The 20929-nt window shown below is 64.7% G+C and carries 18 protein-coding genes; 10 read left to right on the top strand and 8 right to left on the bottom strand.

Features of this window, described 5'->3' with window-relative positions; translation table 11 throughout:
• The first annotated feature begins 98 nt into the window (after positions 1-98).
• Positions 99-869, top strand: coding sequence for a bestrophin-like domain (locus tag E1956_RS30530; protein WP_134756244.1), 771 nt, complete (start codon positions 99-101; stop codon positions 867-869).
• Between the two features lie 151 nt (positions 870-1020).
• Here the strand turns inward: E1956_RS30530 and E1956_RS30535 are convergent, their stop codons facing one another.
• The 3 genes from E1956_RS30535 to E1956_RS30545 all read right to left on the bottom strand — a co-directional run bounded on the left by E1956_RS30535 (position 1021) and on the right by E1956_RS30545 (position 4361).
• On the bottom strand, positions 1021-2553 hold the full coding sequence (locus E1956_RS30535) for a DUF1254 domain-containing protein (protein ID WP_134756246.1): 1533 nt from the start codon (positions 2551-2553) through the stop codon (positions 1021-1023).
• 22 nt (positions 2554-2575) lie between these two features.
• Positions 2576-4000 carry a DUF1254 domain-containing protein gene (locus E1956_RS30540; protein ID WP_232072111.1) on the bottom strand — a complete coding sequence of 475 codons (1425 nt, stop codon included), beginning with the start codon at positions 3998-4000 and terminating at the stop codon, positions 2576-2578.
• A 91-nt stretch (positions 4001-4091) separates the two neighbouring features.
• A complete protein-coding gene (locus E1956_RS30545; RefSeq protein ID WP_134756248.1) occupies positions 4092-4361 on the bottom strand; it encodes an H-NS histone family protein in 270 nt (89 codons plus the stop codon).
• A gap of 321 nt (positions 4362-4682) precedes the next feature.
• Between E1956_RS30545 and E1956_RS30550 the strand changes: the two genes are divergently transcribed.
• The gene (locus E1956_RS30550) at positions 4683-5426 is read left to right on the top strand and encodes a helix-turn-helix transcriptional regulator (RefSeq protein WP_232072113.1); all 744 of its coding nucleotides are present in this window, start codon (positions 4683-4685) and stop codon (positions 5424-5426) included.
• 120 nt (positions 5427-5546) lie between these two features.
• Positions 5547-6578 carry an SGNH/GDSL hydrolase family protein gene (locus E1956_RS30555; protein ID WP_134756252.1) on the top strand — a complete coding sequence of 344 codons (1032 nt, stop codon included), beginning with the start codon at positions 5547-5549 and terminating at the stop codon, positions 6576-6578.
• Between the two features lie 45 nt (positions 6579-6623).
• Here the strand turns inward: E1956_RS30555 and E1956_RS30560 are convergent, their stop codons facing one another.
• The 3 genes from E1956_RS30560 to E1956_RS30570 form a co-directional block, all read right to left on the bottom strand.
• Entirely contained in the window at positions 6624-7694 is a 1071-nt protein-coding gene (locus tag E1956_RS30560; protein ID WP_134756254.1) for an MBL fold metallo-hydrolase, read from the bottom strand.
• A 198-nt stretch (positions 7695-7892) separates the two neighbouring features.
• A complete protein-coding gene (locus E1956_RS30565; RefSeq protein ID WP_134756256.1) occupies positions 7893-10364 on the bottom strand; it encodes a DUF3772 domain-containing protein in 2472 nt (823 codons plus the stop codon).
• Between the two features lie 145 nt (positions 10365-10509).
• A complete protein-coding gene (locus E1956_RS30570) occupies positions 10510-11382 on the bottom strand; it encodes a mechanosensitive ion channel family protein (protein ID WP_134756259.1) in 873 nt (290 codons plus the stop codon).
• A 270-nt stretch (positions 11383-11652) separates the two neighbouring features.
• On the opposite strand from E1956_RS30570, the gene E1956_RS30575 reads away from it, so the two are divergent.
• The 3 genes from E1956_RS30575 to E1956_RS30585 all read left to right on the top strand — a co-directional run bounded on the left by E1956_RS30575 (position 11653) and on the right by E1956_RS30585 (position 13392).
• Positions 11653-11853, top strand: a complete 201-nt coding sequence (locus E1956_RS30575) for a DUF2905 domain-containing protein (protein ID WP_134756261.1) — start codon at positions 11653-11655, stop codon at positions 11851-11853.
• A 92-nt stretch (positions 11854-11945) separates the two neighbouring features.
• Positions 11946-12221, top strand: a complete 276-nt coding sequence (frmR, locus tag E1956_RS30580) for a formaldehyde-responsive transcriptional repressor FrmR (RefSeq protein ID WP_133200221.1) — start codon at positions 11946-11948, stop codon at positions 12219-12221.
• Between the two features lie 61 nt (positions 12222-12282).
• Positions 12283-13392, top strand: coding sequence for an S-(hydroxymethyl)glutathione dehydrogenase/class III alcohol dehydrogenase (locus E1956_RS30585; protein ID WP_134756263.1), 1110 nt, complete (start codon positions 12283-12285; stop codon positions 13390-13392).
• A gap of 380 nt (positions 13393-13772) precedes the next feature.
• Here E1956_RS30585 and E1956_RS30590 read toward each other — a convergent pair whose 3' ends face one another.
• Together E1956_RS30590 and E1956_RS30595 are read right to left on the bottom strand one after the other, a co-directional pair.
• Positions 13773-15092, bottom strand: coding sequence for an MFS transporter (locus E1956_RS30590; protein ID WP_134756265.1), 1320 nt, complete (start codon positions 15090-15092; stop codon positions 13773-13775).
• Between the two features lie 86 nt (positions 15093-15178).
• Positions 15179-16258, bottom strand: a complete 1080-nt coding sequence (locus E1956_RS30595; RefSeq protein WP_134756267.1) for an ABC transporter substrate-binding protein — start codon at positions 16256-16258, stop codon at positions 15179-15181.
• A 99-nt stretch (positions 16259-16357) separates the two neighbouring features.
• Here E1956_RS30595 and E1956_RS30600 point away from each other — a divergent pair, with 99 nt between their 5' ends.
• From E1956_RS30600 to E1956_RS30615, 4 genes are all read left to right on the top strand, one after another.
• The gene (locus E1956_RS30600; protein ID WP_134756269.1) at positions 16358-17023 is read left to right on the top strand and encodes a response regulator transcription factor; all 666 of its coding nucleotides are present in this window, start codon (positions 16358-16360) and stop codon (positions 17021-17023) included.
• Positions 17010-18419, top strand: a complete 1410-nt coding sequence (locus tag E1956_RS30605) for a sensor histidine kinase (protein WP_134756271.1) — start codon at positions 17010-17012, stop codon at positions 18417-18419. The genes E1956_RS30600 and E1956_RS30605 overlap by 14 nt, the downstream gene beginning before the upstream one ends.
• 69 nt (positions 18420-18488) lie before the next feature.
• Positions 18489-20150, top strand: coding sequence for an NfeD family protein (locus E1956_RS30610; RefSeq protein WP_134756273.1), 1662 nt, complete (start codon positions 18489-18491; stop codon positions 20148-20150).
• The gene (locus E1956_RS30615) at positions 20147-20920 is read left to right on the top strand and encodes a slipin family protein (RefSeq protein ID WP_134756275.1); all 774 of its coding nucleotides are present in this window, start codon (positions 20147-20149) and stop codon (positions 20918-20920) included. Before E1956_RS30610 ends, E1956_RS30615 begins: the two co-directional genes overlap by 4 nt.
• Positions 20921-20929: the final 9 nt, after the last annotated feature.

The following is a 20929-nucleotide window of genomic DNA, read 5'->3' on the forward strand; positions in this document are numbered from 1 at the left end:
CATCGTTTCCCAAAACGAATCGATAACCCGAAAAGAGCCATTTACCGTAAAATCCTCACGGCCCTCCCCTAATACGACATAAAGCTCGAGGAATAGAGATGGCGCAACTCGTTCACCACCCCGCATACCTGTTCATCGCGCTGATTGTCCTGCTTAGCGTGGCCGCCGCCTGTGGCGCACTCGTCATGCAGCGCGTCTTTCCCCTCTCCGACGACGCGCGGGAAAACTACAACGTCATACAGGGCGCCACGCTCACGCTGCTCGCACTCCTGATCGGTTTTACGCTCTCGATGGCCGTCAGCCGCTATGACCAGCGCAAGAATTACGAGGAAGAGGAAGCCAACGCAATTGGCACGGAGTACGTGCGCGCCGATTTGATCGGCGAAGCCGACGCGCCGAAAGTCAAGGCCCTGCTGGCGCAGTATCTCGAACTGCGCATTGAGAACTACAAGACCCGCAGTGGCCCCGAACTCGACACCATCAACAACAAGACCACTGCATTGCAGGCGCAGTTGTGGACGAGCGTGCGCGGCGTGGCCCTCGAGCGGCCAACGCCCATCTCGGCGCTGGTGGTGTCCGGCATGAACGACGTGCTGAACACGCAGGGCTATACGCAAGCGGCCTGGGCCAATCGCATTCCGGTCTCCGCGTGGGGGCTGATGATGCTGATCGCGTTTTTCAGCAATCTCATGCAAGGGTATGGCTCGCGCGGCTCGACCGGCCGGCGCGTGCTGCTGTTCGTGCTGCCGATCACCGTGGCGCTGTCGCTTTCGTTGATCGCCGATATCGATAGCCCGCGCGGCGGCCTGATTCGCGTCGTGCCGATCAATATGATCAGCTTGCAGCAGTCGCTGGCGTCGATGCCCTGAAAAGCGGCGGCGTTTGACCGGTTGCACATTCCGCGCAGCCTGCCGTACCGCAAGCGGCTGGCGTCGCGGAGTCGGGCGGCGCGGCTATGAAGAACGCGAAGGCATCCGGGAACGCCCCGGCGCGTGGGCGCCAGGGGCGCCCGCGCCCGCCTTACTTCACGCGTTCGATGTCGCCCGGCTTCCAGCTGCCGTCGAGTGCCGGCTCATCCGGGCCGTAGAGCCGCAGGATGGCAAAGAAGCCGCGGCCGGGCACCGTTGCGAGCCAGTTGCCCTTCTCGCCTTCCGGCGCCTTCGGCCCGATGTAGAGGGTCGTCGAGCCATCCGCGTTTTCCTTCGGATGATTGAGCTTGCCGAGCGACGGGAAAGGCTGGCCGTTGTCGAGCCCCGATGCGTTCGACGCGTCGTACAAGGTGACCGACCAGAAGAGCTTCGCCGGAATGTTCGCCGGCAGCGTGACCTTGTAGCTGCGATCGCCCACCAGCGGCTGGCCCGACGCGTCATTGAAGCCGATCATGTAGAACGCGCCCTTGCCTGGCGTCATCGACACCATGCCCGGGCTGATCGAGTAGTAGTCCGTAAAGAACCAGATTCGTCCGTCGATGTCGCGATAGCCGCCCTTGTTGGACGTGAAGCCCAGGTCATTGACCGCGTTCGGCCAGCGCGACGTCATGTTGTTGACGGGGTTCACCCACTGGCGATCGGCGTAGACGCGCAAGCTCTTGTCGGCCTTCAGGCCAATCACGCGGCTGGTCTTGTAGCCCGTTTTAGCCGCGTCGGCGAGGATTTTTTTCGTGGCCGCGTCCGGCTGGAACGGCACGCCTTTGGCGATGCCGAGGCCGGCAAGCATGCCGAGCCAGTCCGGATCGGCAAGATTGCTGCCCTCGGTGTCCACGAGGTACTTGAAGTCTTCGAAGGCTCTCAGGTCGCTGCGCGGCAGCATGTCATGCGGCTTGCCCGACGCATCGAAAAATGCCATTTTCTCGGCGCTATCCTTCTTGCCCAACGGATACAGCACCGACTGCTTGAGCAGATCCACCGCCGGGCTGATATTGTCGAGCGACTGGTAGAACGAGCGCAGGAAAATGAAGATGTTGTTGGTCTGCGACCGGTAGACGTAGTAGCCCGACGGCACATCGCCGGTGTAGCCCGGCGGCAGAATCAGGAACTTGCCGCCGGCTCCGCCATCGGGGCCCGGCAGGCCGATGTCGCCGGCATAGGCCGTGCCGTTGACAGTCGGCCCCGGAATCGGGCGCTGCCACATGTCCAGCAGGATCCCCTGGAGTTTCGGCGGCGCCTCGAAGACCAGCGGTCCCGTGTCGGCAAGGTTGACGAACACCATGCCGTAGATGAGATCGGAATTCGGCGTCGTGATGAGGGTCTTGGCATCGAGGCGCTTCGCCCAGATCGCCATCTTGTTGTAGCCGGTGCCATAAGCCTGCGCGAAGCCATCGCGCATCCCCATGGTGTTGAGCAGCGGCAGGCCCCAAAGGTAGGTTTGGGTCGCACGCTGGAACGTCAATTCGTCGGTCAGCGTCTTTGCCGTCTGTTCAGTCGGACGGCCCTCGGCGAACGCGCTGTTGGCGAGCGCATCGAAACGGCTCGTCTGCGCCGATGCGCCGGCCGCACAAACTGAGGCAGCCAGTGCAACGGCCAGGGCCGGGCGGTTAGCAAACTTCTGCTTCATCCTTTTCTCTCGCACGTGAAGGTCAGTGGGTCTTTTCCGCGGCCGGCGGTGTCCACTTGCCGTCGAGCACGTCCTGTTTGGGCCAATAGGTCCGCTGATACAGTGAGAAATCGCCCTTGGGCGCCGGGATCCAGTTCGACTCCTTGTCGGCGCCGGGAGATTCGTTCTGCACGTAGAGGGTCAGCGAGCCATCCTCGTTGTACTTCAAATTCTTGTTCTTCGTGCCGAGCGAGTACCGGTTGATCGAATTCGGCTCGAACAGGTGATGCTCGTTGTACACCGTCAACGACCAGAAGCCGTTCACCGGCGGCAGCGTCTTGTAGGTGACCGTATAGCGGTTCGTACCGTTCAGGCGCGTGCCCTTGCTGTCGACGTCGAGGTAGAAGTAACGGGTCTCCTCGGGGCGGTTGACGTACATGTTCGAGCGCGCGATGCCGGTGCGCGTCACGTAGTCATATCCGAATCGTCCGCCGTTGGGCGCCGTCGTCCAGCCATTGCCCACCGGGACGCCGTTGTTGCTGAACTGGAACAGCGGGCCAACGAGACTCTTGTCCGTGTCGATCGCAATCTGCTTGAGTTGGTCCTTGATGGCGGGATCTTTCGCGGCTGCATCGAGCACGGCCTTCATTTGCGCGTACAGCGCTTGCTCACCCGGCAGCGGCGGGACTTCGCGCAGCACGTCGGGCAACTCGTCGAAGAACGTCTCGGGATCGACCCACCTGGTCTCGCCCGAGCCCTGTCCCTCTGGCGCGGGGAACGACGGAACCTTCGACCAGTCGCGAGTCTGCAGCTTGCCGGTATAGCGGCTGAGCGGGTAAATCGCAATCTGGTCCAGCACCGGCTGGATCGCCTTGCGATCCTCGGCCGTATCGTCGAGGAAGATGCGCGGCGCCATGCCGATCAGATCAGTGGGCGCATGAATTACCTTGGTGATGCCCTTCGGAACCGTACCTTTCCAGTTCGGGCCCACCACCATGTACACCCCGGGCTTCGTGCCGTATTGCTTGCCGAGTCCGCCGAAACTGTCGGTGCGCGCGTCGTAGAGCGCATAGACCCAGAAACGCTTGCCGAAGTCCGGCACCTGGATGATGACCGGGTCCTTGTCGACCGCCGCGAAGCCGAAGCCATACACCACATCCTGGTTCGGGCAGGTCACGAAACGCTCTTCTGGGGCGATATAGTCCGTGAGCATCGTGATATAGCCCGTGGGCGCGACCGGCAATACGCCGCCCAGGCGGCCCGGCTCCGGCGCCTTGTTGAAGCTCGCGCGGCGATGGCGGGCATTGATGAGCGGCCAGCCCCAGAGATACGCCATCCGGCCGACCGTCGCCACATACTCTTTTGTCATGACGATGTTGGCGGGCGGCGCGCCGATGGTGCTCGCGGGGGTCGCCATCGCCTGCTGTGCCGGCGCGAAGGCGGGCGCGCTCGCGAGCAGGAGGGCCAACGAATTACAAACGACTTGTCTCGTTGCGTTTTTCAAAATAAAGCCCCTCCATGGTTCTTTTATGAATACCCTGAATAAACGAATCAGCCATCTAGTCCACCCGAAAGGGTCCGCGATCCTTTCCACGTATCCAGTTCGGAGGACGCCCCATGCCGTTCCATGTCAGCCCTGTCTCGGGGTCCCGGTACTGGACCAGATCCGATAATTCGGGGCCAAATAACTGCTCGGCGGTGATCGCATATTCTTTGATCTTGCGGCGCATGTCGGCCACCACGTCCGGCAATTCCCGGCGACGCAATGCTTCAGCCTCGGCTTCCAGAGCGCACAGTCGCGCCTTCACCATCGGGTAGGTTTTTGCCATTCACTCCACCTGTACGCTGCACGGTCATACAATAGGCGACGGCGAAAAAATGCGTTATCCGAAAAGCGAAAAGTCTCGGGAGAATTCGACGTGTCATTTCAGCCAACGTATTTCCGGCATGCGTATTCGGGTTTCGAACCCTCACAGGCTTTTGATGTTGTTTACGGCGGACACTTCGAACACCGTTTATTGTCTGCAAAGCGAACCGAAATGGAGCACCAGCGCCTTGCGCTCGGCGACGTGAGACTGGAATCGGGTTGTTATGATTTTCCGGTGATCGCGCGAGGCAGCATGCCGCGCGATGCAATCTGCATTGGCTTCGTGGCGGAAGGCGCCAATGTCACCCGCTACAACACCGCCGCGATCGAAGAAGACGATGTCCAGGTGTATCCAGCAGGCGTTGAACTTCTTTACCACGCTGGCGCATCGTCCCGATGGGTCAATTTCGTGGTGTCGGAAGAGCGGCTTCAAGAAATGGCCTGGCTGCGCACGGGACGGCCGCTGGCATTGGCACGACGCGCAGCGACCTCGGTGCGCCTGCTCGCGCGCGGCCGCGCCGCGCTCACCGTGCTGGCCGACGACGCCATGGGCCTCGCCCGGCGCCTCGCGGACGCCGGCGGAATCACCCCGGAACTGGCAAGTACGATTGGCCGGTCGTTGCTCGAGGGGTATGTCGATGCGCTCTGCGATGCGGCGCCGGCCCGCAAGTCCACGCTATCGTCGGCGCAGGAGCGCCATCACCATCTGATCCTCGCATGCGAGCAACTGGCGCTGTCGGGTGAGGCAGCCGATATTGCGCTCGCCGAAATCGCACGACGCAGCGGGTACAGCCTGCGCTCGCTACAGTTGATCTTTCACGACAGTGTCGGCATGACGCCGGGAAGGTGGTTCATGAATGCGCGGCTCAACGGTGCGTTGCGCGACCTGCTGAGCCCGGCTGCGGCGTGCACAGTGGGCGCTGTAGCCGAGAAATGGGGCTTTCGCCACTTGCCCAGATTTTCGCAGTACTACCGGAGGACATTCGGCGAACTGCCGAGCGACACCTTGAATCGCAGCCGCCTCTAGCAGCCCCTGGTCACCGGGGGCGGGCACTCTTTTTGCCTCCTCCCTTTGCGCGAGTCCGTTATGCGGCTGGCGAAAAGCGAGCCACATGGACATAGCCGCCATCAGCGGCGGGGAGGCGCGATGCGAAGAATCGGCAACGGCGTGCGATATGCAATATCTGCAATCCTGTTTGCACTGCTCGCGGCTTGCGGCGGTGGGGGCGGCGGTGGGAGTGGGAGTGGTGGAGGCAGCGCCACAAACAATCCGCCCGGCGGCGTGCAACTGCAAATCGTCTCGTTTGGCGACAGTCTTTCCGACGTGGGCACCTATGCGCCGCTCGCCAGCGCAGTCGGCGGCGGCCGCTTCACGACCAATCCCGGGCAAGTGTGGACGCAGGACGTCGCGCAGTATTACGGGGACACCTTGAACGCCGCCTTCACGATCAGCATCGATCACCGGTTGAGCGCGCAAGGCGGCTTGGGCTACGCGGAGGGCGGCTCCACGGTCGCCACGCCGGCCAACCAGTATGACTTCCTCACCGACGTGATCGGCAATATCGAAATGCCCGTGAATCAGCAGGTTTCGAGCTACCTGTCCGCGCACGGCAGTTTCAACGCCGGTCAACTGGTGCTGGTCTGGGCCGGCGCGAACGACGTGCTGCGGGCCGGCACGCCGCCCGCTGCGAATACCACCGTGCAACAGGCAGCCACCGCGCTCGCACAGATCGTTGGCCAGATCGTCCAGGCCGGCGCCACCCACGTCGTGGTGGTCAATGTGCCGAACATCGGCCTCTCGCCGAAGGGCCTCGCCGCAACCGACGGTGGCGCGAACTACACTCAGTTATCCCAACTTTTCAACAGCACTTTGAACGCCGCGTTGCAGAGCAATGGCCTGCAAGGCAAGGTCATCGAGATCGATTCATATACGTGGATCACGCAGACGATCGCGAATTACCAGGCGAATGGCTTTACGGTGTCCAACACGGCACAGGCCTGCGATCCCTCGAAGACCCCGGACGACACGGCCCTGTTGTGCTCACCGCCCACCTACGTCACGTCCAATGCGGACCAGACGTATATGTTCGCCGACGATCTTCACCCGACGACGCATCTGCACGCCCTCTTCGCGCAATTCGTGGAGCAGCAGATCGCCCAGTCGGGACTTGGCCACTAATTGGGCCGCTATGGCCACTAACGCGAAACAGCGACCGGGAGCCGGTCAAACGCTGTCCGTCGCAACGGGCAAGCCCTCGGCCTTCCAGCGCAGCATCCCGCCGGCGAGGTTGGCCACCTTGCCAAAGCCCGCCTTGGTCAGCAGCACGCTGGCCTGCGCCGAGCGCACGCCCGAGCGGCACACGGCCACCACGGGCCGCTCGCGGTCGAGCTCGTCGAGGCGGCCCATCAACTGCGAAAGCGGCACCAGCCTCGCATCGGGCAGGTGGCCCAGGCGATCGATGAACTCGGGCGCCTCGCGCACGTCCACGATCTGGAACTTCGCCACATGCTCGAGCAGCGCCATGGGCTCGATTTCCCAGACGCCGCTAAAGCGCAATATCAGCGGCGCCCAGTCGGGCGTTTCGGCCACCGGCGCCTCGCCTTCGGGCTTGCCGCAGCGCAGGTTGGCCGGCACCGCGACGGCCATCTGCTTCGGGTGCGGCAGATTCAGGTTGTCCATATAGCCCGCGAAGTCGCCGAGATCGACATCGCCGCCCAGGCGCGGATTGAAGCGCCGCTCTTCGGCCACGCTCGTGACCGTGATGCCGCGATAGTCGTGCGCCGGATAGAGCAGGCAGTCGCCGGGCAGTGTCAGGATCTGCTCGCGCACGGAGGCAAAGAGCTGCTGCGGACTGCCGCCCTGGAAGTCGGTGCGGCCGCAGCCGCGGATCAACAGGCTGTCGCCGGTGAAGGCCATGCTCTCGTCGTCGAGCACATAGGTGAGGCAGCCGCTCGTGTGCCCCGGCGTCGCGCGCACGCTCAGGTGGCGCTTGCCGAATGCCACGCGGTCGCCATGCCGCAGCGGACGATTCACGCCCTCGGCGCCCACCGTGCCGGCGAGCGCGATCTCGCTGCCGCAGCGCTGACGCAAGCGCCACGCGCCCGTCACATGGTCGGCGTGCACATGCGTGTCGAGCGTCGCCTGAAGCCGCAAGCCCAGCTCTTGCAGCAAGGCCAGGTCGCGCGGCACTTGCTCGTAGACGGGGTCGATCAGCAGCGCCTCGCCGCTTTCGGCGTCGCCGAGCAGATACGTATACGTGGACGATACGGCGTCAAAAAGCTGGCGAAAGATCATCGCGGACCTCGCAGGGAAGAAAGCGTGCTGTCCTCGCCGCCGCCATCATCTTCGGGAACTGCCCCGATGATGGCGGCCGGCTGGCGCGCATGTGCCCATTCTCGCTCGATTTTCGCAGACGAACGCGCGTGGCGGTACAGCATGCGCCGTCGAGAAACCCGCGTGTGTTCGGAGGCGCACGCATGCGCCTCACGCGCGCTATGCGTTGTGCGATGCGTCGTTCTTCATCGGCACGTTCTGGACCAGCAGCGTGCGCGGATTCGACAGCGTAATCCCCGCGGCGCGCAACTGCTTCAGGATGGCGAACAGCAGATCGCTCTTGGTCGAGGTGGCGATGCGCGGGCTGCCGACATAGCCGGTCACGCTGAGCGTGATGCCGTCCGGCGTGAGCTGGCTGAACGTCACCGAGGGCGCGGGCGTCTCCAGCACCGCGGGGTGCTCGCGATAGACGTCGAGCAGCAGGTCGCGCACCTGCTCGGGATCCGTGTCCAGCGGGAACGTCAGCACCAGCGTGGCCACGCCCTGGGTGCTGTCGCCCATCGTCACGTTGCGCACGTTCTGCGAAATCAGCTGCGAATTGGGCACGATCATCGTCGAGCGGTCGGGGAGCTGAATCTCGGTCGCGCGCACGTTGATGCGGCGAATATCGCCCTCCACGCCCGCAATGCTGATCATGTCGCCCACCTTCACCGGGCGCTCGGTCAGCAGGATCAGCCCCGAGACGAAGTTCTTCACGATCTCCTGCAGGCCAAAGCCGATACCGACCGAGAGCGCGCTCACGATCCACGCGAGGCTGTCCCAGCGCACGCCGAGCAGCGACAGCGTCATCAGCACCAGCAGCACGTAGCCGACGTTCGTGAACAGCGTGATGAGCGACATCCGCATGCCGGAGTCCATGCCGAGCGCGGGCATGAATTCCTTGTCGAGCCAGCGGCGCACCGAGCGCAGCAGATAGATGCCGACCGCGAGCCCGATCACGGCGTTCGTGATGCGCTCGGGCATGATGTTGAGGCTCTTGAGCCGCTGCCCGCCAATGATGCCGATAAAGCTGTTGATCAGGTCCGCCGGCGTGGTGCCGAAGCCGCCCGTGAGCAGCGCCACGACCGCGAGCAGCATCAGGAGGCTCGTGCCGATGCCCGAGAGCACGGTCTGCACCTGTTCGAGATGCTTGTCGTCGAGGCCGAGCAGATTCTTCAACTGCTTGCCGGTCGCCAGGTGCGCGCTGAAGAGGCTCGCGCAGATATCGCGATTCAATTGCGTGAGCACGTAAATGCTGCACAGCACGATCTCGAACCAGACCAGCTCGTAGGTAATGAAGCGCGCAACGGTGATATAGCCGATCACCAGTGCGATCAGCGAGACGATGATCGCCAGCGCGGTGCCGGCGTGAATCAGCCCCGCGACTGTGGAATGCGATTCCGGCGCCTCGCCTGCCGCGGCGAGCGCGCTGCGCACGCGGTTCGCGCGCAGCAGCGCCGCGCCGATGGTCAGCGCGGTCACGAGCGAGACGATGCCGCGGCCGAGCAGCGTGACCGAGAGGCTCGTGTCGACGATGCGGTTGATCGCCTCGACCGTGCCCGAGACGAGCAGCAGCGCCGCGAGCGTGCTCGGAAACGGCCGCAGGGCGCGGGCCACCGGATCGGCCAGCGAGGGCAGCCGCCACGACGGGTGATGCGTGCACAACAGCGCGCGGCCGAGCCCCGAGATCAGCGCGCAGGTGAGCGTGAGCTTCGTGAGCTCGTCCCACAGGTCGCTCAGCGCGGGGGTCAGTTCGAAGTGGCGCGCCACCGCCAGATAGAAGACCTGGAGTGCAATGCCCGTCGCCAGCAGCGTGGCGATGGCCGTCGACAACGCGAGCGCGCTGCGGCGCAGGCGCGTGGCGGGCAGCCAATGCAGGCAGACCCACGTCAGCCCGCGCTGCACGAGCTTGCGGCCCCCGAGCCAGATCGCGAGCGTGGCGCCCAGCAGCAGCACGGTCAGTGCGCGCTGCCCCGGCGTCCAGACCGGGCGTAGCATGTCGCGCACTTGCGCGTCGAATGCGTCTAGACGCTGGCCATCTTCAGGAGAGCGATGCAACAGCGGCACCCAGAACTGCGCACTGAAAATGCCGCTCGAGCGCAGTGCGAGCTGATTCTTCAGCAAGCCGCGGTGCAGCTTCGCAAACTGCGCGGTCAGGATGTCGAGATTGCTCTTCTGGTCGTCCGCCATCTTCAGCACGGCGTCGATCTGGTCCTTGCGCGCAGTCAGGCTGTCGCGCTGGCGGGCGACCGCGTGGGTGCCGGGCGTGACGTCCGAGGCCGGCGCCGGCCCGAGCACGTCGAGCTGGGCCTGAACCTGGGTGCGCAACGGGACGAGCTGGCTGCGCAATTTGTCGACGTCGGCGCTCAGTTGCTGGGTTGCGGCGGCCAGCGCGTCGAGATCCTTGCTGTTGGTGGCCGTCGAGGTCTGCTGCTTGATGCTGTCCTGCTTGAACTGCATCTGCTTGAGTTGCGCGAGGGCGTCGCTCAGCGAAATGGGCGCCGTCGCAGCGTCCACCGCGCTGGCGCTAGTCGCGCTCCCGGTGCCGGGAAACGCCCATGCGGGGGCGATCGAGAAAAGAGACAAAAGCGGGGACACAAGCGCGATCAGCGCGAGCTGGCGCGCGAAGGCGGATAGTCGTTTTAAGGCCATGGAGCTTTCAAATATTACAGTGCGTTTGCGTAGGGAATTATGCCCTGACTGCTGCGCGCACTACCGTTCCATGGCGTGCCCCTCGATGGGGCGACCCCGATGACGGGGTAAGGAACTATTTCCCGCGATGAGAGGGAATCGATATTCAGGAATGCGAGAGCGCGGCTCCCGCCCCGCCGCCGCGGCTCGCCGGGGCTTTCTCCGCCGCCCTGCCCGCAAGCGCGAGACCGGCCTGCGCGAGCGCATCGCGCGCATGGGCGCGCAAATCATCGGCGGCATAGGAGGCGTCCGGCTTGCGCACCCACGCGGCAATGCGCAGCCGCGCGCCGCCCTCGGGCGGGTAGCTGTCGACCGCGACCGTGGGTGCGAGCGTGGTCCCCGCCAGCACGCGCGGCTCGGCGGCGACCATCTTCGTCATCTCGGCGATGGCCGCGTCCACCTCGTCGCGTCGCCCGAGATCGACCTTCACCTCGATGCGCAGCGTGCCGCCGCTGCTGTAATTGATGACGGGATTGCTCCAGATCTGGCTGTTCGGGACGAACACGACGTTGCCGTCGCCGCGCTCGATGCGCGTCGTGAAGAGGCTCACCTCGCGCACGACGCCCGCCGCGGCGCCGCTGCCTTCGATCACATCGCCGGCGCGAAACGGGCGCAGCAACAGCAGCATGATGCCGGCCGCGATGTTTTGCAGCGTGCCTTGCAGCGCGAGGCCGATCGCGAGACCGGCGGCGCCCAGCGCCGCGAGCACGCTCGCGGTGGCAATGCCGACCTCGCTGAGCGCCGCGACGATCGCGATGATGCGGATGGTCCAGGCCGCGATGCCGGCGAGCATCGGCGCGAGCGTGGGGTCCGCGTGCGAGCGCAACAGGATGCGGGCGAAGAGCCGCGCGAGGCGGTTGGATAACCACCAGCCGATCGCGAGCATCAGCACCGCCAGAATCAGGTGCAGGACATCGTGCGTCAGCGTCGCGAGCAGCGACGGTTGAAAATGGAAGAGACGGTTGAAGAATTCATCCATGATCGGTAGTCGGAGAGTGGCGATGGACACGCGAGATAACGGGGACAGCTTGCGTTTCCCGCGCATGGTATCTGCGGCAGCAGACGCCATGCCTGCCGGCTTGATACCGCTGTATGGATCGAGGCTTCCGACTGCAACGCGAGAACGCCCACCGGGAGCGAAACCAGCGCAGGCGCTCGACGCGCTCTAGACGCCCGGGGCCCGATACTCCCCCGTTCGCCCGCGCGGGCTTATCATGGATTGATCCGCTATCGAAGGTGATCGCGCCCCATGAACCGTTTCCTGATCGTCATTGGCATCGTTTGCCTGCTTGCCGGACTCGGGTGGCGCTGGCTCATTCGCATCCCGTTCGGCCGGCTGCCCGGCGACGTCCATATCGTCACCGACGGCCTCGACTTCTACTTCCCGATTGTCACCGGCATCCTGGTTTCAGCCGTGATATCCGTGCTGCTGTGGCTCTTGCGGCATTGATGCGGTGGCTTTCATGGTGTCGACACTCGCCCCTATACTCCCAGGCAGTATTGCCTTATACTGCCTCCCAGTATCACGATTCCGGTGACGCCATGCCCCATTCGCCTGAAGAAAAAAAACGAGTCCTCACCCGCGTACGCAAGGTTCGCGGGCAACTGGACGCGCTCGAGCGCGCGCTCGAGCAAGGCGCCGAGTGCGCGCCGGTGCTCCAGCAACTGGCCGCCATCCGTGGCGCCATCAACGGGGTGATGGCGGGCGTGCTCGAAAGCCATCTGCGCGAAGAGTTCACGCAACTGACGGGGTCAACGGAGTCCGCGTCGGGGTCGATCGACGATGTCGTGACACTCGTGCGGACCTATTTACGCTAGCGCATGGCATTCGCCCCGCGCACGCAGTTTTTCGTCAACTATTCGATTTGTAAGGATTGCTATGAAATCACGTGCCGCAGTTGCATTCGAGGCGGGCAAGCCGCTCCAGATCGTCGAGATCGACGTCGAACCGCCCCGCAAGGGCGAAGTGCTGGTGAAGATCACGCACACCGGCGTTTGCCATACCGATGCGTTTACGCTCTCCGGCGATGATCCGGAAGGGCTCTTTCCGGTCGTGCTCGGGCATGAGGGTGCCGGCATCGTTGTGGAAGTGGGCGAAGGCGTGACCAGCGTGAAGCCCGGTGATCATGTGATTCCGCTTTATACCGCCGAGTGCGGCGAGTGTCTGTTCTGCAAGAGCGGGAAGACCAATCTTTGCGTGGCCGTGCGGGCTACCCAGGGGAAGGGCGTGATGCCCGATGGCACGACGCGTTTTAGCTATAACGGGCAGCCTATTTATCACTATATGGGTTGCTCGACGTTTAGCGAGTACACCGTGGTGGCTGAGGTCTCGCTCGCCAAGATCAATCCGCAAGCTAATCCTGAGCAGGTTTGTCTGTTGGGGTGTGGTGTTACCACCGGGCTCGGTGCGGTCAAGAATACCGCCAAGGTGCAGGAAGGCGATACGGTTGCCGTGTTCGGGTTGGGTGGCATCGGGCTCGCCGTGATTCAAGGTGCCAAGATCGCCAAGGCCGGGCGTATCATCGCTGTTGATACGAATCCTGGGAAGTTTGATCTTGCACGTGCGTTTGGGGCTACTGATTGTATTAATCCCAAGGATTATGAAAAGCCTGTTCAGCAGGTGATCGTTGAGATGACCGGCTGGGGTGTCGATCACAGCTTCGAATGTATCGGGAATGTCAATGTGATGCGCGCCGCGCTCGAATGTGCGCATCGTGGGTGGGGGCAGTCAGTGGTTATTGGTGTGGCGGGTGCCGGGCAGGAGATCTCCACCCGTCCTTTCCAGCTGGTTACGGGCCGCCGCTGGCTCGGGACCGCTTTTGGTGGCGTCAAAGGACGCTCGCAGTTGCCTGGTATGGTCGAGGACGCTATGGCCGGGACTATTCAGCTCGCGCCGTTCGTTACGCATACCAAAGACCTCGAGGGCATCAATGAAGCCTTCGATCTCATGCATGAAGGGAAGTCTATTCGCACTGTTGTCCACTATTGAGTGGGGGATTCACGGTTTGCTTTCGTGAATTATTGCGAATTGGCCTTAACTTGTTTTCGCGGCGGGCCGCGGGCGTTGCCCCTGTGCGGGGCGGCACCTACTTTTCTTTGCAGCCGCAAAGAAAAGTAGGCAAAAGAAAGCGGCTCACACCGCCAGTGTGACGCAGGCCCCCACTGCCCTTCTTATCGGAGTGGCTCCGGGGCATCCGTCTCCTCGCACACTCCGCCTCAGTGACAAAGGACTCATACTTCCGGCGGCGCTTCGCGCGCCGTCGAGTATTTCCCAAACCCTTCGTGCGCCTGCGGGTATTTCCCAAACTCTCTGGGTTCGTGCGTCTTCGCTAAACTATTCGTTTTCCTTCGCTGCCCCATCCCCCCACCTCACGCTGAGGCGCCTGCCCCTCCGGCATATACGCGCTCCGAACGGGCCCACGCGATAAGTGCGCCTACACCAAGCACCGCAAGGCAGACGATCGGTACGATCATCGGGCCAAATGCCGTTCCGGTCGCCTTCCCCGCTATCGGCATCAGGTTCTGGCCGAAAAAGCCGCCCAGATTGCCGATCGAATTGATCGCCGCTACGCTGGCCGCCGCTCGCGCACCAGTGAAATAGCGCGGCGGCATCGACCAGAAGCACGGGTAGAGCAGCGGAATACATGCGCCGCCAAATACGAGCGCGATAAAGCGCAGCGGCGTCGTAGGTAGCACCAGGCTCAGCAAGAAGCCCAGCGCGCCCAGCGCAGCTACGATCGAGATCGCGCGCAATATGCTCTTCGCCCGGCGCAGCTTGCCCGGCAGATACAACAGCAGCAGTACCGAGAGCGCCCACGGCAGCATGCTCAGCATCCCATTCGTGCTGCTCGACACACCGAATGACTTCACGAGCGTCGGCAGCCAATAGGTCACGCCGTACAGTGAGGTCGACATCAGCATGTAGGTCGCCGCGAACAGCATCACGCGCGGATCAAGTAGCGCCTTCCAGGGCTGCGCATGCTCCGCGTGCTCGGGCTTCTCGCGCTCGAGCGCAGCCGCGACAATCGCCTTCTCGTGCTCGCTCAAAAACCGCGCTTCCCGATACGAGGCCGGCAGCAGCTTGAATACCGTCACCGCCACCAGCACCGCGGGCAAACCCGTGGCGATAAACACCCATTGCCACCCCGCGAGGCCCCACACGCCGTTCAAGCTCAGCAGCCAACCGCCGACCAGCGAGCCCAGCATGTTGGCAAGCGCACTGCCAAGCGTGAAAACGCCAAGCACACGGGCACGGTAGCTTTGCGGGAACCACAGCGTGAGGTAGTAGATCACCCCCGGGTAGAAGCCGGCCTCGGCAATGCCGAGCGCCAGGCGCATGCCGCAGAATACCTGCATCGATGTCGTGAAGCCCATCAGCACGGTAACCACGCCCCATGTGAGCATGATGCGCGCGAGCCATACGCGCGCGCCGAAGCGGTGCAGCGCCAGCGTGCTGGGCACCTCGAACAGCAAATAGCCAATAAAGAATAGCGAAGACGCCAGACCGAACGCCGTCTCCGTCATATGCAAGCTGTGCACCATCTGCAGCTTCGCAAAGCCGACGTTCTGCCGGTCGATAAACGATATCAGGAACATCACGACCAGGATCGGCAGCAGGCGCCGCGCGATCTTCGACATGACCTGTCGTTCCTCCGCGGGCTGATGGTCGAGGGTTGAGGCGGCGTTCACTATGGACTCCTTCAGGTTCTATTTTGTCTGCCAGTCGCCACGCCCGCTGTTGCGGGCGCATGCGGAGATTCAATGGGCCATGCCGGCTACGTGGGATGAAATGCGCTCAGCGCGGGTGCGAACATCTCGTTCCAGGCGCGCGGCCTCGTCTTGATCGTGCCCACCATGTACAGAAAATCGACGTACTCCATCAACTGCTCCGGCCACACCGAAAAGCGTGTCTCCGGCGCGGCAAGCATCTGCATCACGCCCTCGTGCGATACGGCGAGTCCCGAGGCGGCTACATAGATCGCCGCCGCCGCTTGACGGTCCTGGGCGATCAACCGGTTCGCCTCGTCGAGCGCGCCAAGGAACGCTCGCACGAGCGCGGGCTCGGTATCCACGAGGCGCCTCGGCGCGTACACCACGTCGAGCGTCAGCGGGCCCAGCACGTCGATCGAATTGACGACGCGATGAATGCCCGGCTGCTTCAATTCGAGCGACGAAAAAGGCGGCGACGCGAAATGCGCCGTGATGCCGTTCTCGCGCCGGATCAGCGCCTGCACCGCCTGCGGATGCGGCAGGCTCACCGTGATCGAGTCGAGCTGCGCGAAGTGCTTCGGCCCGAGCAGCTTGCTCGCCATCATCTGCAAGACCACCGCCGCGAGCGAGGTGCGGATGCCCGGCACCGCGATGCGGTCGGCGCTCGTGAAGTCGGCAAGCGTTGCGATGCGCGGCTGGTTCGTGTTCAGCGAGAGCGCAGTCGTGGATAGCCCGCTCACGCCAATCACCTCGACGTTCGGAATCCCGCGCGCCCTCGCCCACAGCTCGATGAAGCCCGGCGCACCCACGGCCGCGAAGTCGAGCGTGCCGGCCATCATGGCGTCGTCCACCGAGTTGCCGCCGTCGAGCAGCGTCCAGTCCACGCTCACGTCGCGCAAGCCCTCGCGCGCCGCATGCCGCTCGAACAGGCGTCGCTGCTCCATCACGAGCAGCGGCAAATACAGCAGGCCATAGCCCTTCGAGATGCGCACCGCGCGCGGGCTCGAGCGCACCAGCGCCGGCGCGAGCGCCACACCGAGCCCCGCCGCCACGAGCGCACGCCGCCGCAGCGAAGGCGCCTTGCGCTCGCGCGCGCCGCACGTTCGCAGCTCTCGCTTGCCGTCTCCTCGCGTTCTGGTAATCATGGTTCGCAAGGTTACCGGGCGAGTCTGAGAAAATGCTGAGATCAGCCCCTCGGGAAAACCCGTAAATCCAATCATGAACACCATGGCAGGCACGGCATCATGCGCATTCTGGTCGTAGAGGACGACGCGCAAATCGGCGCGGCAATGCGCAGCCGCCTGACGAGGCTCGGCCATGCCGTGGATCTCGAAGCGGACGGCGCGGCGGCAAACAGCCTGCTTGGCGTCGAGCGTTTCGATCTGGTCGTGCTCGACGTGATGCTGCCTTCGATGGACGGCTTCGCGATCCTGCGCAATCTGCGCGCGGCCGGCTCCACGACGCCGGTGCTGCTCGTGACCGCGCGCTCCGCCATCGACGACCGCGTGAGCGGCCTCGCGCTCGGCGCCGACGACTACCTCGTCAAGCCCTTCGACTATCGCGAGCTCGAAGCGCGCGTGCAGGCGCTGTTGCGACGCAATAGCGGCCACGCCAACGACCTCGTCAAGGTGGGCGGACTCGCGATCGATCGCAGCAGCCGGCTCGCGGAGCTCGACGGCCAGCCGCTCGCGCTCTCGCGCCAGGAGTTCGCGCTGCTAGAGATTCTCGCGAGCCGTCCGCAGCGCATTTTCTCGAAGGACGATCTGCTGAACCAGTTGTTCAGCTTCGGTAACGAGCCCAGTGGGAACGCCGTCGAGCAGTACATCACGCGCGTGCGCAAGAAGCTGCACGGCAGCTCGGTCGAGATCCGCACGGCACGCGGGATGGGATATCAAATTGCCGCGCTTTGACTGGTTCCGCAAGACGCTGCTCGGCCGCACGCTGCTCTTCATCGCGCTGGTCGTGGCCTCGGGCGCGCTGGCGCTCGCCCTCATCGCGCGCTACTACGCGGGCGTCGCCGCGGAGCGCGCCTATGACCAGTTGCTGGCCGGCGCCGCCATTCAGCTGGCCGAGAATCTCTACGTGCAGGGCGGCGTGCTCGCGCTCAATCCGCCAGTGGCCGCGCTCTCCTCGCTGTCGCGCTATGACCTCGTCTACTACAAGGTGACCGATTCGCGCGGCGTCGTGGTGGCCGGCTACGGCGACCTGCCCGGCCCGGCGAGCACGGCGGCCGCGCGGCAAGGCCCCGCATTCGCGAACGGGACCTACCAGGGCCAGCGCATCCGCACGGCCACCATCGCCCGCTACATGCCCGAGGAGCGCACGCCGGGCTGGGCCGTCGTAACGATTGCGCAGACCACGCACGCGCGCCAGCAACTGACGAACGACATGAGCTTCAAGGTGTGGACGCTGATCCTGATGATGAGCGTGCTAGCCATTGGCGCAAGTGGGCTGGCGATCCGGCGCGGCTTGCGCCCGCTCGCGCAGATCGAGACGATCATCGCCGCGCGCGACCCCGCCGACCTGCGCCCCGTGGAGCACGACACGCCCAGCGAGATCAACGCGATCATCGGCGCGATCAACGGCCTCATCGGCCGGCTCGCGGAGCGCATGACGGCCATGCAGCGCTTCATTGCCGATGCCGCCCATCAGATGCGCACGCCAATCGCGCGGCTCGACGCGCAGATCGAACTGCTCAGCGGCGAGACCGATCCCACGCGTTACGCGCAAGGACTCGACGCGTTGCGCACCACCTGCTCGGACGTTGGCCGGCTCACGGGGCAGTTGCTCAATCATGCGATGGTGATCCATCGCACCGAGGCCGTGCCGCTGCAGCCCGTGGACCTCGTCGCGCTTGTGCGAGAGGCGATCGGGCGCACGATCCCGCTGGCAGGCGAACGCGACGTGCAGGTGGCGTTCGAAAGCGATGCGCCGAGCGTGACCATCGCCGGCGACCCGATCAGCTTGCAGGAGGCGTTTTCGAACGTCCTGCACAACGCGTTGCTGCATGGCAATGCGGATGAAATCGTCGTGCGCGTGGCCGGCCTGCGCGGCGAGCCTGCGCTGACGGTGACCGACAATGGTCGCGGTATCCCGCGTGAGCACTGGGAGGCCGCGCTGCGCCCGTTCGAGCGCTTCGAGCCCGATGGCGCGCCGCGCCGCAGCGGCTCAGGGCTCGGGCTCGCGATCGTGCAGGAGGTGATGAAGGCGCATCGTGGGCGCGTGGGGTTTGCGTTTCCGGAGGGGGGTGGGTTTGCGGTTGTGTTGATGTTTCCGGGGGCGGGGAAAGAGTCAGGCGCGCAATAACGCACGACGCGCTTTTCCCCAAAACCACCTACTCTTAAATATCGGGCCAATGCCCGTCCGGACGTTCCGATGCGCGCTCATCGCCCCACCCGGGCGGCGGAGCACGACGCGCCTCCGCCCCATGCCCGCCACGCACGCCACCCGCTGCCGGCGCGGATTGCACGCGCCGCGGTATTCGCGGCGCTGCTGGTCGTTTGCGCCGCGGTTGCGGCCCTCAACGCCATGGCTCAGGCCCAGCGCGCGCCGTTCGCGGCACAGCGCGCGGTCGTCGTCATGACCGTCAATGGCGCGATTGGTCCCGCGAGCGCCGATTTCATCGTCCGGACGCTCGCGCATGCGGCGCAGCAACACGCGCAGCTCGCGATTCTCCAGCTCGACACCCCCGGCGGCCTCGACACCTCGATGCGCCAGATCATCAAGGCGATCCTCGCCTCGCCCGTGCCGGTGGCCACGTTCGTCGCGCCTGGCGGCGCGCGCGCCGCCAGTGCCGGCACCTACATCGTCTATGCGAGCCATATCGCGGCGATGGCGCCCGGCACCAACCTCGGCGCCGCCTCGCCGGTCCAGCTCGGGATCGGCGGCGGCGGCCCGGCGCCCGCGCCAGGCGCCGCACCCGACACCGCGCCGGGCGCCACGTCAGGCGCCGCCTCAAGCGCCAGGCCCGACGACAACGCCACCACCGAGGCCCGCAAGGTCATGCACGACTCCGCCGCGTACATCCGCGGCCTCGCGCAACTGCGCGCGCGCAATGCCGTGTGGGCCGAGCGCGCGGTGCGCGAAGCGGTGAGCCTGTCCTCCAGCGAAGCGCTCGACCAGCACGTGGTCGACCTCATTGCGCTGGACCCCGTCGATCTCGCGCACAAGCTCGACGGCCGCGAAGTCACCACGGCGGCCGGCACGGTGCGCCTCGCCACCGCGAATGCGCCGCTCGTGTATGTCACGCCAGATTGGCGCAATCACTTCCTCTCGATCATCGCCGATCCGAACGTCGCGCTGATCCTGCTCACGATCGGCATCTATGGGCTGTTCTTCGAGTTCGCGAATCCCGGCTTCGTGCTGCCCGGCGTGGCCGGCGGGATCTGCCTGCTGATCGGCCTGTTTGCGATGCAGCTGCTGCCCATCAACTACGCGGGGCTCGGCCTCGTGATGCTGGGGCTCGCGTGCCTCGTCGCCGAGGCCTTCCTGCCCACCTTCGGCGTGCTCGGCTTTGGCGGCATCGTCGCCTTTGCCGTTGGCGCGCTCATGCTGATCAATACCGACGTGCCCGGCTACGGCATTCCGGTGCCGCTGGTCGCGGGTCTCGCGCTCGGTGGCGCGGCGTTCGTCGCGGTCGTCTCGAGCGTCGCGCTGCGCGCGCGGCGGCGCCCCGTGGTAACCGGCTCGGAAGCCATGGTCGGCAGCATCGGCCAGGTCATCGACGATGGCCTGAAGCCCGAGCGCCCGACCGCCGCCGCAGCGCTCGCCCAGCCGTCCGGCGCCGCCAGCCAGGCCGCTACAGCCTCGGCTTTGGCCTCCGGTTGGGCACTCGTGCGCGGCGAGCGCTGGCACGTGGCCTGCGCCGTGCCGCTCGCCGCGGGCAGCCGCGTGCGCGTGACGGCACGCGAGGGCCTGGTGCTGAGCGTCTCGCCCATCGAGGACGCGCCGCCGCCGCCGGTCAAGCGCGGCCGATGGGGCAGAAAAACGGCAAACGAACAACAAGCGCGCGAAGCGCATCAGGGAGGTCATCCATGATCGGCTACACCTTCGGTTTCACGAGCATCTTGCTGGTGGCGGCCATCCTGCTCGCCTTCTCGGCCATCCGCATCTTCCGGGAGTACGAGCGCGGCGTGGTGTTCATGCTCGGCCGTTTCTGGAAGGTCAAGGGGCCGGGGCTCGTGCTCATCATCCCGGTCGTGCAGCAGGCGGTGCGCATCGACCTGCGCACGGTCGTCTTCGACGTGCCCTCTCAGGACGTGATCACACGCGACAACGTCTCCGTGAAGGTCAACGCCGTGGTCTACTTTCGCGTGGTCGATCCGGAAAAGGCCGTGATTCAGGTCGCCAAATTCTTCGAAGCAACCAGCCAGCTCGCGCAGACCACGCTGCGCGCGGTGCTCGGCAAGCATGAGCTCGACACGCTGCTCGCGGAGCGCGACCAGTTGAATGCCGATATCCAGAAGACGCTCGACGCGCAGACCGACGCCTGGGGCATCAAGGTCTCCACTGTCGAGATCAAGCACGTGGACCTCAACGAGACGATGATCCGCGCCATTGCGCGCCAGGCCGAGGCGGAGCGCGAGCGCCGCGCGAAGGTGATTCATGCCGAGGGCGAACTTCAGGCATCCGAAAAATTGCTGCAGGCCGCCCAGCGCCTCGCGCTGCAACCGCAGGCCATGCAGCTGCGCTATTTGCAGACGCTCACCACCATCGCCGCCGACAAGAATTCGACCATCGTGTTTCCATTGCCGATCGATTTGCTCACTGCGCTGGTGGACCACTTCAACGCGCCCCATGAGCGTTGATTTAGAGAA

The sequence above is a fragment of the Paraburkholderia pallida genome (assembly GCF_004524855.1).
Classification (GTDB): Bacteria; Pseudomonadota; Gammaproteobacteria; order Burkholderiales; family Burkholderiaceae; genus Paraburkholderia; species Paraburkholderia oxyphila.